Origin of the sequence: Streptomyces solincola (genome assembly GCF_002982015.1) — a bacterium.
GTDB classification, from domain to species: Bacteria; Actinomycetota; Actinomycetes; order Streptomycetales; family Streptomycetaceae; genus Streptomyces; species Streptomyces solincola.
In genome coordinates this window covers 1-12,978 of the sequence record NZ_PVLV01000188.1, presented here as the reverse complement: position 1 = coordinate 12,978, position 12,978 = coordinate 1, and the positions used below count along the sequence as shown (strand labels likewise).

Genomic DNA, 12,978 nt, shown 5'->3' with positions numbered 1-12,978 from the left:
GGGCGAAGCGCCTGGCGTGCAGCGCGCGGACCCGCTCGTACGCCCTGTAGGGCGCCGCGTAGCCGCTGTGGCCCCGGACCGGCTCGGCGGTGACCACGACGACCGAGCGCAGCCGTGCGGCTCCGGACGCAGCAGCTCCGGCGCGCACCAGTCCGGGGTGGCCCAGCCCGCAATGGCCCGGCCCGGACTGGTCCAGTAGACCCAGCCCCGCCCTCCGCGCCCACCCCCGTCGCCCATGGCACCGGTCACCCCTCCTTTGACAAACCATACGGACCTCTGCATAGTTATGCCTATCAGCGTATGCATCGTAAGGAGCAAGCCGTGACCGAGCGCGTCGTACTCGCCTACTCCGGCGGACTGGACACCTCCGTCGCCATCGGCTGGATCGCCGAGGAGACGGGGGCCGAGGTCGTCGCCGTCGCCGTGGACGTCGGCCAGGGTGGCGAGGACCTGGACGTCATCCGCAAGCGCGCGCTCGACTGCGGTGCGGTGGAGGCCGAGGTGGCCGACGCCAAGGACGAGTTCGCCGAGCGGCACTGCCTGCCGGCGATCAAGGCCAACGCCCTCTACATGGACCGCTACCCGCTGGTCTCCGCGCTCTCCCGGCCCGCCATCGTCAAGCACCTGGTCGCCGCCGCGCACCGGCACGGCGCCACCACCGTCGCGCACGGCTGCACCGGCAAGGGCAACGACCAGGTGCGGTTCGAGGCCGGCATCCAGGCGCTCGGCCCGGACCTGAAGTGCATCGCCCCGGTCCGGGACTACGCGATGACCCGCGACAAGGCCATCGCCTTCGCCGATAAGGCCGGACTGCCCATCGCCACCAGCAAGAAGTCCCCGTACTCCATCGACCAGAACGTCTTCGGGCGGGCCGTGGAGACCGGCTTCCTAGAGGACATCTGGAACGCGCCGATCGAGGACGTCTACGAGTACACCGCGAACCCGGCGCTGCCGCGCGAGGCCGACGAGGTGGTGATCACCTTCGAGGCCGGCGTCCCGGTCGCGATCGACGGCACGCCCGTCACCGTCCTCCAGGCCATCCAGCAGCTCAACGAGCGGGCCGGCGCCCAGGGCGTCGGGCGGATCGACATGGTCGAGGACCGGCTGGTCGGCATCAAGTCCCGCGAGGTGTACGAGGCACCCGGCGCGCTCGCCGTGATCACCGCCCACCAGGAGCTGGAGAACGTCACCGTCGAGCGCGAACTGGCCCGCTACAAGCGGCAGGTCGAGCAGCGCTGGGGCGAACTGGTCTACGACGGCCTGTGGTTCTCCCCGCTCAAGCGGGCCCTGGACGGCTTTGTGAACGAGGCGAACCAGCACGTCTCCGGCGACATCCGGATGACCCTGCACGGCGGCCGCGCGGTCGTCACCGGCCGCCGCTCCGAGCAGTCGCTGTACGACTTCAACCTCGCCACCTACGACACCGGCGACACCTTCGACCAGTCCAAGGCGCAGGGCTTCATCGACATCTTCGCCCTCTCCTCGAAGATCGCCGCCAAGCGCGACCTGGCCTGAGCGCCGCCCGCCGCCCGGCCCGGGGCCGCGTGACCCCGCCCGGGTCCGGCTCGTTCGACGACCACCACGACCCACGCCGTACCTTCGACGAGGAGCAACCAGCAGTGAGCAGCAACAACGGTGACGTCCGGCTCTGGGGCGGCCGCTTCGCCGACGGCCCCGCCGAGGCGCTGGCGAAACTCTCCGCCTCGGTGCACTTCGACTGGCGCCTCGCGCCGTACGACATCGCCGGCTCCCGCGCGCACGCCCGGGTGCTGCACCAGGCCGGGCTGCTGGACGCCGACGAGCTGGGCCGCATGCTGGAGGGCCTGGACAGGCTGGAGGTGGACGTCGCCGACGGCTCGTTCACCGGCACCATCGCCGACGAGGACGTGCACACCGCCCTGGAGCGCGGCCTGCTGGAGCGGCTCGGCCCCGATCTCGGCGGCAAGCTGCGGGCCGGCCGCTCGCGCAACGACCAGGTCGCCACCCTGTTCCGGATGTACCTGCGCGACCACGCCCGGATCATCGGCGCCCTGACCGCCGACCTCCAGGACGCCCTGGTCGGCCTGGCCGAGGCCCACCCGGACACCGCGATGCCCGGCCGCACCCACCTCCAGCACGCCCAGCCGGTGCTCTTCGCCCACCATGTGCTGGCCCATGTGCAGGCCCTGTCCCGGGACGCCGAGCGGCTGCGCCAGTGGGACAAGCGGACCGCCGTCTCCCCCTACGGCTCCGGCGCGCTGGCCGGCTCCTCGCTGGGCCTGGACCCGCAGGCCGTCGCCCGCGACCTGGGCTTCGAGAACGGCAGCGCCGGCAACTCCATCGACGGCACCGCCTCCCGCGACTTCGTCGCCGAGTTCGCCTTCGTCACCGCGATGATCGGCGTCAACCTCTCCCGGATCGCGGAGGAGGTCATCCTGTGGAACACCAAGGAGTTCTCCTTCGTCACCCTGCACGACGCCTTCTCCACCGGCTCCTCGATCATGCCGCAGAAGAAGAACCCGGACATCGCCGAGCTGGCGCGCGGCAAGTCCGGCCGGCTCATCGGCAACCTCACCGGGCTGCTCGCCACCCTCAAGGCGCTGCCGCTGGCGTACAACCGTGATCTTCAGGAGGACAAGGAGCCGGTCTTCGACTCCTGCGACCAGCTCGAGGTCCTGCTGCCGGCGTTCACCGGCATGATGGCCACCCTCACCGTCCACCGCGAGCGCATGGAGGAGCTGGCCCCGGCCGGCTTCTCGCTCGCCACCGACATCGCCGAGTGGCTGGTCAAGCAGGGCGTGCCGTTCCGGGTCGCGCACGAGGTGGCGGGGGAGTGCGTCAAGGAGTGCGAGGCCGCCGGCATCGAGCTGGACGAGCTGACCGACGAGCAGTTCGCCAAGATCTCCCCGCACCTGACCCCCGAGGTCCGCACCGTGCTGAACGTGCCCGGTGCGCTGGCCTCCCGGGACGGCCGGGGCGGCACCGCCCCGTCCGCGGTCGCCGCCCAGTTGGCCGAGGTCAAGGCGGACCTGGTCATCCAGCACGCCTGGGCCCAGGCGAAGAAGCCGCTCGCCTGAGCCCTCCGTACGGACACCACGGCGCCGCCGCCCGGATCACTCCGGGCGGCGGCGCCGTTTTCCGCTCCGCGGTTCTCCGACACAAAGGTGAGACGTGGAAGCCCACCGTGAGACGCAAGGATGCTTAGTGAGACATCAATGTCTCATTCGATGTATGCTCGTCTCATGACAGTCGATCGTGAGCAGGTGCTGCACACCGCCGCCGCCCTCCTGTCCCGCAAGGCGACCGCCACCATGGACGAGGTCGCCCGGGCCGCGGGCATCGGCCGGGCCACCCTGCACCGGCACTTCGCCGGCCGGGACGCCCTGGTCAGGGCGCTGGAGGCGCTCGGCCTGCGGGAGTGCGAGAAGGCGCTCGCGGCTGCCAGGCTGGGCGAGGGCTCCGCGGAGCAGGCCCTGCGCCGGCTGGTCGCCGAGGTCGAGCCGGTCAGCGGACTGCTCGCCTTCCTCGTCACCGAGAACCAGCTCTTCGAGGGCGAGCAGGTCGACGAGGGCTGGGCACGCATCGACACCGCCGTGGCCGACCTCTTCCGGCGCGGCCAGGAGCGCGGCGAGTTCCGCATCGACCTCACCCCGGTCTGGCTCGCCGAGGCGTTCTACGGCCTGATCGGCGCCGGCGCCTGGGCCGTCCAGGACGGACGCGTCGCCGGCAAGGACTTCACCCACATGATCGCCGAGTTGCTGCTCGGCGGAGCGCGCAGGAGCGTGGAGAAATGACCCGTACCGACCGGCTCACCGCGGAAGCGGAGAGTGTCCGCAGCCCGGGACGCTGGCTGGCACTGGCCGTCCTGGTCCTGGCCGTGCTGCTGGTGGCGGTCGACGCCACCGTGCTCGGTCTGGCGACCCCCTTCCTCAGCGAGGACCTCAAGCCCACCGGCACCCAGTTGCTGTGGATCGGCGACGTCTACTCCTTCGTCATCGCCGGCCTGCTGGTCTCCATGGGCAGCCTCGGCGACCGCATCGGCCGCAAGAAGCTGCTGCTCACCGGCGCGGCCGCGTTCGGCGCCGTCTCGGTGCTCAACGCCTACGCCACCTCGCCCGAGCTGATGATCGTGGCCCGGGCGCTGCTCGGCGTGGCCGGCGCGACCCTGATGCCGTCCACCCTGGCGCTGATCCGCAACCTCTTCCACGACCCGCGCGAGCGCAGTGTCGCGGTCGGCATCTGGGGCGCGATGGCCTCGGCCGGCGCGGCCGTCGGCCCGGTCGTCGGCGGCTTCCTGCTGGAGCACTTCTGGTGGGGCTCGGTCTTCCTGATCAACCTGCCGGTGATGGTGGTGCTGGTCGTGGTCGGCGCGAAGTTCATCCCCGAGTCGAAGAACCCGGCCCCGGGCCCCTGGGACCTGCCCAGTGTGGGGCTCTCCCTGGTCGGCATGATCGGCGTGGTCTACGCGATCAAGGAGACGGCGGCGCACGGACTGCGCGTGGACGCCGGCGCGGCGTTCGTCGTCGGCGCGGGCGCGCTGGTCTGGTTCGCCCGCCGGCAGCTCCGGCTCCCGGCGCCGCTGCTGGACGTGCGGCTCTTCCACCACCGGGGCTTCTCCGGCGCGGTCCTGGCCGACCTGCTGACCATCCTCGGCCTGTCCGGGCTGGTGTTCTTCCTGTCGCAGTTCCTCCAGTTGGTGCAGGGCCGGCAGCCGCTGGAGGCGGGCCTGGCCGAACTGCCCGCGGCCGTCGGCGCGGTGACGGCCGGACTGATCGCCGGCGTGGCCGCGCGCCGCTTCTCGGTCCGCGCGGTGGTCTCCGGCGGCCTGGCCGCGGTCGGCCTGTCGCTGGCGGTGCTGACCACGCTGGACCGGGACACCGGCTATCCGCTCCTCGGCGCGGCGCTGCTGGTCGTCGGCGTCGGCGCGGGCTTCGCCTTCACCGTCACCGCCGACGTCATCCTGTCCACCGTGCCCAAGGAGCAGGCCGGGGCCGCCTCCGCGGTCTCGGAGACGGCGTACGAGCTGGGCGCGGCGCTCGGCATCGCGCTGCTGGGCTCCATCGTGACCGGCGTCTACCGGGGCTTCCCCACCCCGCCGGGCGTCCCCGCCGACGTGACGGCCGCGGCCCACGAGTCGCTGGGCGGCGCGGTCGAGGCGTCCACGGCGCTGCCGTGGCCCACCGGTGACGCGCTGGTCACCGCCGCCCAGGACTCCTTCGTCCGCGGGCTGCACCTGGCGGCCGGCGCGGGCGCGGTGGTGCTGCTGGCCACCGCGGTCGCCGCCTGGTTCCTGCTGCGCGGCCAGAAGCTGGAGGACGGCGTCNNGACGGCGTCAGCGCTGCGACCGGCTACGCGGCCTTCGCCTTGGTGGCGTACATGTCCACGTACTCCTGACCGGACAGCCGCAGCACCTCGGTCATCACCGAGTCGGTGACCGCCCGCAGGACGTAGCGGTCGCGGTCCATGCCCTCGTAGCGGGAGAACTCCAGCGGCTCGCCGAAGCGGACCGTCACCCGGCCCGGCCGGGGCAGCCCCGCCCCGCCGGGCTGGAGCTTGTCGGTGCCGATCACCGCGAACGGGACCACCGGCGCGCCGGTCATCAGCGTCAGCCGGGCCACGCCGGTGCGGCCGCGGTAGAGCCGGCCGTCGGGGGAGCGGGTGCCCTCGGGGTAGATGGCGAACATCCGCCCCTCCTCCAGGATGCGGCGGCCCGTCATCAGCGCGGCGACGCCGCCGTTCGCGCCGTCCCGGTCCACCGGGACCATGCCGCTGCCGGTGAAGAACCAGGCCATCAGCCGGCCCTTCAGCCCGGTGCCGGTCACGTACTCGTCCTTGCCGATGAAGCTGACCTGGCGCTCGCACACCACCGACAGCACCATCGAGTCGATGAAGGTCAGGTGGTTGCCCGCCAGCAGCACCGGTCCGGTGCCCGGGATGTTCTCCATCCCCTCCAGACGCGGGCGGAACCACAGCCGCAGAACCGGGCCGAGCACTGCCTTGAAGAGGGCGAAGCGGGACAACGAGTCCTCCGAGTGTGAGCCAGTGTGCGGTTCGAGACGATACTCGCGGGTCACCCCCGCCCGCACGTCGGGTGGACGGGATTGACGCGGACGAAACGCGATGTTGACCCCGTCGTGGCGTGTTCGCCCGCCGTTCGCACGCCGTCTTCCGCCGGTAGGGGAGTGCCGCCTACGTTCGGGGCGGCAGCGGAGCCGGCCCGCGGCACAGCGCCGCGAGCCCTCGAACGAAGGAGCCTTCCATGACCCAGGGCGAGCGGCGCGGACCCGGCCGGCGCACCATGATCGGCGCGGCGGTGCTCGGCTCGGCGGCCCTCACCGCCACCGCCGCGGCCGGCGCCGCCCAGGCCCGTACCGGCGGCCACGGCCACGGCCCCCGGCTGCCGGTGCCGGCGGTCATCGCCCACCGCGGGGCCAGCGGCCACCGCCCCGAGCACACCCTGGGCGCCTACCAGCTCGCCCTCGACCTGGGCGCCGACGTCATCGAGCAGGACCTCGTGCCCACCCGGGACGGGCACCTGGTGTGCCGCCACGAGAACGACATCACCGGCACCACCGACGTCGCCGACCACCCCGAGTTCGCCTCCCGGCGCACCACCAAGACCGTCGACGGCACCGCGTACACCGGCTGGTTCACCGAGGACTTCACCCTCGCCGAGCTGAGGACGCTGCGCGCCAAGGAGCGCATCCCGGCCGTCCGCCAGGAGAACACCCTCTACGACGGCCGGTGGGCCGTGCCCACCTTCGAGGAGGTGCTGCGCTGGGCCGACCGCGAGGGCCGCCGCCGCGGCCGCCCGGTGTGGCTGCACGTCGAGACCAAGCACCCCAGCTACTTCCGCAAGCTCGGGCTCGGCCTGGAGGAGCCGCTGGCCGCCCTGCTGCGCCGGCACGGCCGGCACCGCGCCGACGCCCCCGTGTTCCTCCAGTCCTTCGAGCCCGGCAGCATCCGCCGACTGGCCCGCCTGGTCGCCGCCCCCAGGGTGGTGCTGCTCTCCGACGCGAAGTCCCGCCCCTGGGACTTCACCGAGGCCGGCGACCCGCGCACCGTCGCCGACCTGATCACCCCGGCCGGACTGAAGGAGATCGCCCGCTACGCCCAGGGCATCGGCCCCACCCTCGACCTGGTCATCCCGCGCGGCGCCGACGGCCGACTGGGCCGGCCCACCACCCTGGTCCGCGACGCGCACGCCGCCGGGCTGGTCCTCCACCCGTACACCCTGCGCAACGAGAACAGCTTCCTGCCCGCGGACTTCCGCCGGGGCACGGACCCGAACGCCTACGGCGACGCCTTCGGCGCCTACCGGGCCTACTTCGCCACCGGCATCGACGGCATCTTCACCGACCAGCCCGACACCGGCCTGCTCGCCGCCGCCGACCACCGCGCCGCACAGGGCTGACTCACCCGGCCGCCACCGGTGCAATCGCAGGAAAGTCGGCTATCTCACATGGATCTTCCAGGCTGAAGCGTTTCCGTCGCCTGCGATGCTGCGCAGAATGTCGCCGACAGAGGTTGCCGCGCCCCGACATCGGGAAGGGTGCGGTAGACCGACAGGGCGCATCAGGTGAGCCGGAGGCATGCACACATGGGCATGAGCGTGACCATCGCAGCGGCGGACGAGCGGGACGTCGAGCACATTCTCAAGCTGCAATACCTGTGCTACCAGAGCGAGGCCGAGCTGTACGGCGACTACGGCATCGAACCGCTCACCCAGACCCTCGAAGACCTGCGGGCCGAACTCTCCCGCGGCCACGCCCTGGTGGCGCGGCTCGGCGACGAGGTGGTCGCCTCCGTGCGCGGCGAGCTGGACGAGACCGGCACCGCCCGGATCGCCAAGCTGATCGTCCACCCCCGGATGCGCCGGCACGGCCTGGGCGGGCGGCTGCTGGACGCCATCGAGCGGCGGTTCGCCGAGGACGCCGCCTCCGCCGCCAAGCGCTACCGGCTGTTCACCGGCCACCGCAGCGACGGCAACCTGCGGCTCTACCGCAGGAAGGGGTACGCCGCCGTCGGCAGCCACGAGGTCGGGCCCCGGCTGACCCTGGTCACCCTGGAGAAGGCGGCCTGAGGGCCGCCGCCGGCACGTCCGCTCAGGCGGCCCGGGCCCGGCGCAGCCAGGCGATGCCGGTCAGCGGCAGCAGCACCGGGATGAAGAGGTAACCCATCCCGAACTCTGACCACACCGAGGAGTCCGGGAAGGCGCCCGGGTCCGCCAGCGTCCACGTGCCCACGGTCAGCACGCCCACCAGCTCGGCGGCGCAGCACACCAGCGCCGCCCGGCGGGCCGTCTCCCCGCCGCGCACCAGCGTGTAGGTGATGAAGCAGTAGACCACCGCCGCCACCACGGACAGCGAGTAGGCCAGCGGCGCGTGGTCGAACTTCACCGCCACCTCGTACACCGAGCGCGACACCGAGCCGACCGACATGACGCCGTAGAGCCACACCAGCAGGATGCCGGGGCCCTTCACCAGCTTGTTGCCGCCCGGCTTCGGACCGCCGTCCGGGCGCGCCTGGGTCCGCTCGGTCATCTCAGCCCACCGTCCAGATGTCGTGCAGCCGCACTTCCAGCACCGCCAGCACCACGCCGCCGGCCGCGACCACCGCCGAACCCCAGCGGCTGCGCTCGACCAGCGACATGAAACCGGCCGCCGGGACCGCCAGGAACGCGCCGACCAGGTACGAGACGAAGATCGCCGTGCCCTCCTCGGCCTTCTCGCCCCGGGCCAGCATCACCACGCCGACCACCACCTGCGCCAGCGCCAGCACCGTCACCACGCCCATGCCGATGAAGTGCCAGTCCTTGGTGGGCTGGTCCCGGTACGCGGCGAAGCCGCACCAGGCGGCGAGGGCGAGGGCGGCCGCCGACAGGGCGACCGTCAGGGCGACGAGCATGGGCCCGAGACTATTACGCGCCGGGGCCCGCTCCGCCGCCGGGCCCGAGCGGCCCCACCCGGCGGCGGAGCGCGCCGCCGGGCCGCGAACCGTGGCCTTGACCACAGCCCGGCCCGCCGCCGGGCCGCCGGCAGGCCCCGCCGCACCCGGCCGCTGCCCGGCGTCCGCGCAGGTCACGAGGGTGGAGGGGCGGGCGCCGAGGAGATCCGGCCGAGAACGGCACGTCCGCATGCCGCGACAGGTCGTTCCGCTATTCGGACAGTCGTCCGGGCTTCGAAGAGCCGTCTGGTTTACTGGCGAGCATGACCAGCACGAGCAACCGCACCCCTGCGACCGAGGCGACCCTGCCGCCCGGTGCTCGCTGTCTGTGTCGAATGTGCGCCTTCTGAGGGCCCCTGCCTGAGCCTCGCGCCCCGAAGCGAGACCCCGACAGCCGCAGCCGCCGCCCCGTCAGGCAACCGCCGTGACGAGCCGCGCCCGCCCCGCACGCGCCGCCCACCCCGGCCACCACGCCGCCACCAGCCGTGCCCGCGTCGGACCGACGAATGCCCCGTGCCGGCACCATCCGCGCCGCGCACTCGACAGTGACGGAAACCCTGTGATCACCACCAAGGGCCTGACCAAGGTCTACCAGTCGCGAGGCCGCGAGGTCACCGCCCTGGACGGCGTCGACCTCCATGTCCGCGAAGGCGAGGTCTTCGGCGTCATCGGCCAGAGCGGCGCCGGCAAGTCCTCCCTCATCCGCTGCGTCAACCTGCTGGAGCGCCCCACCGCCGGCACCGTGACCGTGGACGGCGCCGACCTCACCGCCCTGGCCGGCCGCGGCCGCCGCCCGGGCAAGGACCTGCGCGCCGCCCGCAGCCGCATCGGCATGGTCTTCCAGCACTTCAACCTGCTGTCCTCGCGCACCGTCCGGGACAACGTCGAACTCCCGCTGGAGATCCTCGGCCTGTCCGGCGCCGAGCGCACCCGCCGCGCCCTGGAACTCCTCGACCTCGTCGGCCTCGCCGACAAGGCCAAGTCCTACCCCGCCCAGCTCTCCGGCGGCCAGAAGCAGCGCGTCGGCATCGCCCGCGCCCTCGCCGGCAACCCCAAGGTGCTCCTCTCCGACGAGGCCACCAGCGCCCTGGACCCGGAGACCACCCGCTCCATCCTCCAGTTGCTGCGCGACCTCAACCAGCAGCTCGGCCTCACCGTCCTGCTGATCACCCACGAGATGGACGTCGTCAAGACCGTCTGCGACTCCGCCGCCCTGATGGAGAAGGGGAAGATCGTGGAGACCGGCACCCTCACCGACCTGCTCGCCACCCCCGGCTCCCGGCTCGCCCGCGAGCTGTTCCCCGTCACCGGCGACGCCTCCGGCCCCGAGAGCACCGTCATCGACGTCACCTTCCACGGCGAGACCGCCACCCAGCCGGTCATCTCCCAGCTCTCGCGCACCTACAACATCGACATCTCCATCCTGGGCGCCGCCATGGACACCGTCGGCGGCCGCCAGGTCGGCCGGATGCGCATCGAACTCCCCGGACGCTACGAGGACAACGTCGTGCCCGTCGGCTTCCTGCGCGAACAGGGCCTCCAGGTCGACGTCGTCCCCGCCGCCCCCGGCGCCGAACCCGCCCCGGTCACCGAGGCCCTGGTCAAGGAGGCCGCCAAGTGAGCTGGTCCGAGATGCAGCCCCTGCTCAGCCAGGGCACCCTCGACACCCTCTACATGGTCCTGTGGGCCACCGTCGTCTCCGTACTGGGCGGCCTGCCCCTCGGCATCCTGCTGGTCCTCACCGACCAGGGCGGCCTGCTGCGGAACCGGCCCGTCAACAAGGTCGTCGGCGCCCTCGTGAACATCGGCCGCTCGCTGCCGTTCATCATCCTGCTGATCGCTTTGATCCCGTTCACCAAGCTGGTCGTCGGCACCTTCATCGGCCCCACCGCGATGATCGTCCCACTCGCCATCGGCGCCATCCCGTTCTTCGCGCGCCTGGTCGAGACCGCGATCCGCGAGGTCGACCACGGGCTGGTCGAAGCCGTCCAGTCGATGGGCGGCTCGCTGCCCACCATCATCCGCAAGGTGCTGCTCCCGCAGGCCCTGCCGTCCCTGGTCGCCGGCGTCACCACCACCGTCATCGTGCTGGTCGGCTACTCGGCGATGGCCGGCGCCGTCGGCGGCGAGGGCCTCGGCTCCAAGGCTGTCACCTACGGATACCAGCGCTTCGACACCGCGTTCATGCTGATCACCGTCGCGATCCTGGTGGCGCTCGTCACCCTCGTGCAGCTGATCGGCGACGGCGTGATCCGGCTGCTGGCCCGCCGCGGCCGCACCGCCACCTGACCTGAGACTTCTCCCCCCGAGCCCGCACTCCTTGTCCGGGCGCAGTCCGCACCACCCTGAAAGAGGCACTCTTCGTGCGTAAGAACACCACCCTCACCGCCTTCGCCGGCATCACCGTGCTCGCCCTCGGCCTCACCGCCTGCGGCACCGCCTCCGACCCGTCGTCCTCCGCCGACGGCGCCGCGGCCGACCCGAACAAGCCGCTGGTCGTCGCCGCCTCCCCGACGCCGCACGCCGACATCCTGAACTACGTCAAGGACAACCTGGCGGAGAAGGCCGGACTCAAGCTGGAGGTGAAGGAGTTCACCGACTACGTCCTGCCCAACACCGCCACCCAGGACGGCCAGGTCGACGCCAACTACTTCCAGCACAAGCCCTACCTGGACGACTTCAACAAGAAGCGGGGCACGAACATCGTCCCGGTCGTCAACGTCCACCTCGAGCCGCTGGCCCTCTACTCCAAGAAGGCCGAGGACCTCAAGGGCATCAAGGCCGGCCAGACCGTCGCCATCCCCAACGACACCACCAACGGCGGCCGCGCCCTCAAGCTCCTCGCCGACAACGGCCTGATCGCCCTCAAGCCCGGCGCCGGGACCGACGCCACCCTCTCCGACGTCGCCGACAAGAAGGGCCTGCGGTTCAAGGAGCTGGAGGCCGCCACCGTGCCCCGCGCCCTCGACGACGTCGACGCCGCCGTCGTCAACGGCAACTACGCCGTCGAGGCCAAGCTCAGCCCCGCCAAGGACGCCCTCGCCTCCGAGAAGACTGAAGGCAACCCCTACGCCAACTTCCTCGCCGTGGAGAAGGGCAACGAGAAGGACCCGCGCGTGCAGAAGCTCGCCAAGCTCCTCAACTCGCCCGAGGTGAAGAAGTACATCGAGGACACCCACCAGGACGGCGCCGTCGTCCCCGCCTTCGGCGCCGTCAAGTAGCCGCACGGCCGCCCGCGGGCCCCGCACACCCCGTCCGGTGCGCGGGGCCCGCCCATGCGCACACGCCCGCGGCGGCCCGCGTCCGCCCCCCGGACCCGGCCATGCACCCGACCGGCCCCATGCTGCATGCTGTCCGTTCACGGCCTGTACCGACGGTCCCCTCGATTCCCGGCATGGAGCTGCGCATGACCACCACCCTTCCGGACGTCACGATCAGCACGGAACGGCTGGTGCTGCGCCCCTTCGAGGACGCCGACATCCCCGCGTACACCGACATGGCCAACGACGAACTCGTCGTCGCCTGGACCGCCGTACCCCACCCCTGCACCACCGCCGACGCCGAACGCTGGGTCCGCCGCGAAGCCCCCGCCCGCCGCACCCGCGGACGCGGAGCGGCCTTCGCCGTCACCGAGTTCCTCACCCAGCGCCTCGTCGGCGCCATCCAGCTCGACGCCACCGACTGGCGCACCCGCGCCACCGAGGTCTCCTACACCACCGCCCCCTGGGCCCGCGGCGAGGGATACGCCACCGAAGCCCTGCTCGCCATCGCCCAGTGGCTCTTCGGAAACCAGCGCTTCGAACGCCTCGAACTGCGCACCGCCGCCGGCAACACCGCCGCCCAGCAGGTCGCCCAGAAGGCCGGCTGCGTCAGCGAGGGCGTGCTCCGCAACGCCTGGATAGCCCGCACCCGCACCGCCGACGGAGGCTGGACCGACATCCGCACCGACCTCATCGTCTGGAGCCTGCTCCCCGAGGACCTCGACGACCTCGAAGACATCGGCGCCGCACGCGCCGACGGCGGCCAGCGGGCCTTCACCGACTGGAACTGACC

At 72.2% G+C, this 12,978-nt stretch carries 12 protein-coding genes and 1 pseudogene; 10 read left to right on the top strand and 3 right to left on the bottom strand.

Translation table 11 applies throughout. The features are described 5' to 3' along the window. Positions 1–321: 321 nt before the first annotated feature. The 4 genes and pseudogenes from C6N75_RS13740 to C6N75_RS13725 all read left to right on the top strand — a co-directional run. The gene (locus C6N75_RS13740) at positions 322–1,515 is read left to right on the top strand and encodes an argininosuccinate synthase (RefSeq protein WP_181160465.1); all 1,194 of its coding nucleotides are present in this window, start codon (positions 322–324) and stop codon (positions 1,513–1,515) included. A 104-nt stretch (positions 1,516–1,619) separates the two neighbouring features. After that, positions 1,620–3,056 carry an argininosuccinate lyase gene (argH, locus tag C6N75_RS13735; RefSeq protein ID WP_105869168.1) on the top strand — a complete coding sequence of 479 codons (1,437 nt, stop codon included), beginning with the start codon at positions 1,620–1,622 and terminating at the stop codon, positions 3,054–3,056. Between the two features lie 165 nt (positions 3,057–3,221). Beyond that, positions 3,222–3,773 carry a TetR/AcrR family transcriptional regulator gene (locus C6N75_RS13730; RefSeq protein WP_105869167.1) on the top strand — a complete coding sequence of 184 codons (552 nt, stop codon included), beginning with the start codon at positions 3,222–3,224 and terminating at the stop codon, positions 3,771–3,773. Beyond that, positions 3,770–5,302: pseudogene (locus C6N75_RS13725) on the top strand (MFS transporter); the annotation flags it as partial. The gene C6N75_RS13730 and the pseudogene C6N75_RS13725, both read left to right, overlap by 4 nt. 25 nt (positions 5,303–5,327) lie before the next feature. On the opposite strand, the gene C6N75_RS13720 reads toward C6N75_RS13725, so the two are convergent. Continuing rightward, positions 5,328–6,053: a lysophospholipid acyltransferase family protein gene (locus C6N75_RS13720; RefSeq protein ID WP_105869165.1), complete on the bottom strand. Its 726-nt coding sequence runs from the start codon at positions 6,051–6,053 to the stop codon at positions 5,328–5,330. Between the two features lie 185 nt (positions 6,054–6,238). On the opposite strand from C6N75_RS13720, the gene C6N75_RS13715 reads away from it, so the two are divergent. Together C6N75_RS13715 and C6N75_RS13710 are read left to right on the top strand one after the other, a co-directional pair. Further along, positions 6,239–7,393 carry a glycerophosphodiester phosphodiesterase gene (locus tag C6N75_RS13715; RefSeq protein ID WP_105869164.1) on the top strand — a complete coding sequence of 385 codons (1,155 nt, stop codon included), beginning with the start codon at positions 6,239–6,241 and terminating at the stop codon, positions 7,391–7,393. A gap of 186 nt (positions 7,394–7,579) precedes the next feature. Continuing rightward, a complete protein-coding gene (locus tag C6N75_RS13710) occupies positions 7,580–8,062 on the top strand; it encodes a GNAT family N-acetyltransferase (RefSeq protein ID WP_105869163.1) in 483 nt (160 codons plus the stop codon). A 22-nt stretch (positions 8,063–8,084) separates the two neighbouring features. Here C6N75_RS13710 and C6N75_RS13705 read toward each other — a convergent pair whose 3' ends face one another. Further along, a complete protein-coding gene (locus C6N75_RS13705) occupies positions 8,085–8,522 on the bottom strand; it encodes a hypothetical protein (RefSeq protein ID WP_105869162.1) in 438 nt (145 codons plus the stop codon). A gap of 1 nt (position 8,523) precedes the next feature. Next, the gene (locus tag C6N75_RS13700) at positions 8,524–8,886 is read right to left on the bottom strand and encodes a hypothetical protein (RefSeq protein ID WP_105869161.1); all 363 of its coding nucleotides are present in this window, start codon (positions 8,884–8,886) and stop codon (positions 8,524–8,526) included. A 598-nt stretch (positions 8,887–9,484) separates the two neighbouring features. Here C6N75_RS13700 and C6N75_RS13695 point away from each other — a divergent pair. From C6N75_RS13695 to C6N75_RS13680, 4 genes are all read left to right on the top strand, one after another. Beyond that, the gene (locus tag C6N75_RS13695; RefSeq protein ID WP_105869160.1) at positions 9,485–10,546 is read left to right on the top strand and encodes a methionine ABC transporter ATP-binding protein; all 1,062 of its coding nucleotides are present in this window, start codon (positions 9,485–9,487) and stop codon (positions 10,544–10,546) included. Continuing rightward, positions 10,543–11,214, top strand: a complete 672-nt coding sequence (locus C6N75_RS13690) for a methionine ABC transporter permease (protein ID WP_105869159.1) — start codon at positions 10,543–10,545, stop codon at positions 11,212–11,214. The genes C6N75_RS13695 and C6N75_RS13690 overlap by 4 nt, the downstream gene beginning before the upstream one ends. Before the next feature lie 74 nt (positions 11,215–11,288). Beyond that, positions 11,289–12,146 (top strand): MetQ/NlpA family ABC transporter substrate-binding protein, encoded by an 858-nt coding sequence (locus tag C6N75_RS13685; protein WP_105869158.1) that lies wholly within the window; start codon positions 11,289–11,291, stop codon positions 12,144–12,146. A gap of 185 nt (positions 12,147–12,331) precedes the next feature. Further along, entirely contained in the window at positions 12,332–12,976 is a 645-nt protein-coding gene (locus C6N75_RS13680) for a GNAT family N-acetyltransferase (RefSeq protein ID WP_105869189.1), read from the top strand. Positions 12,977–12,978: the final 2 nt, after the last annotated feature.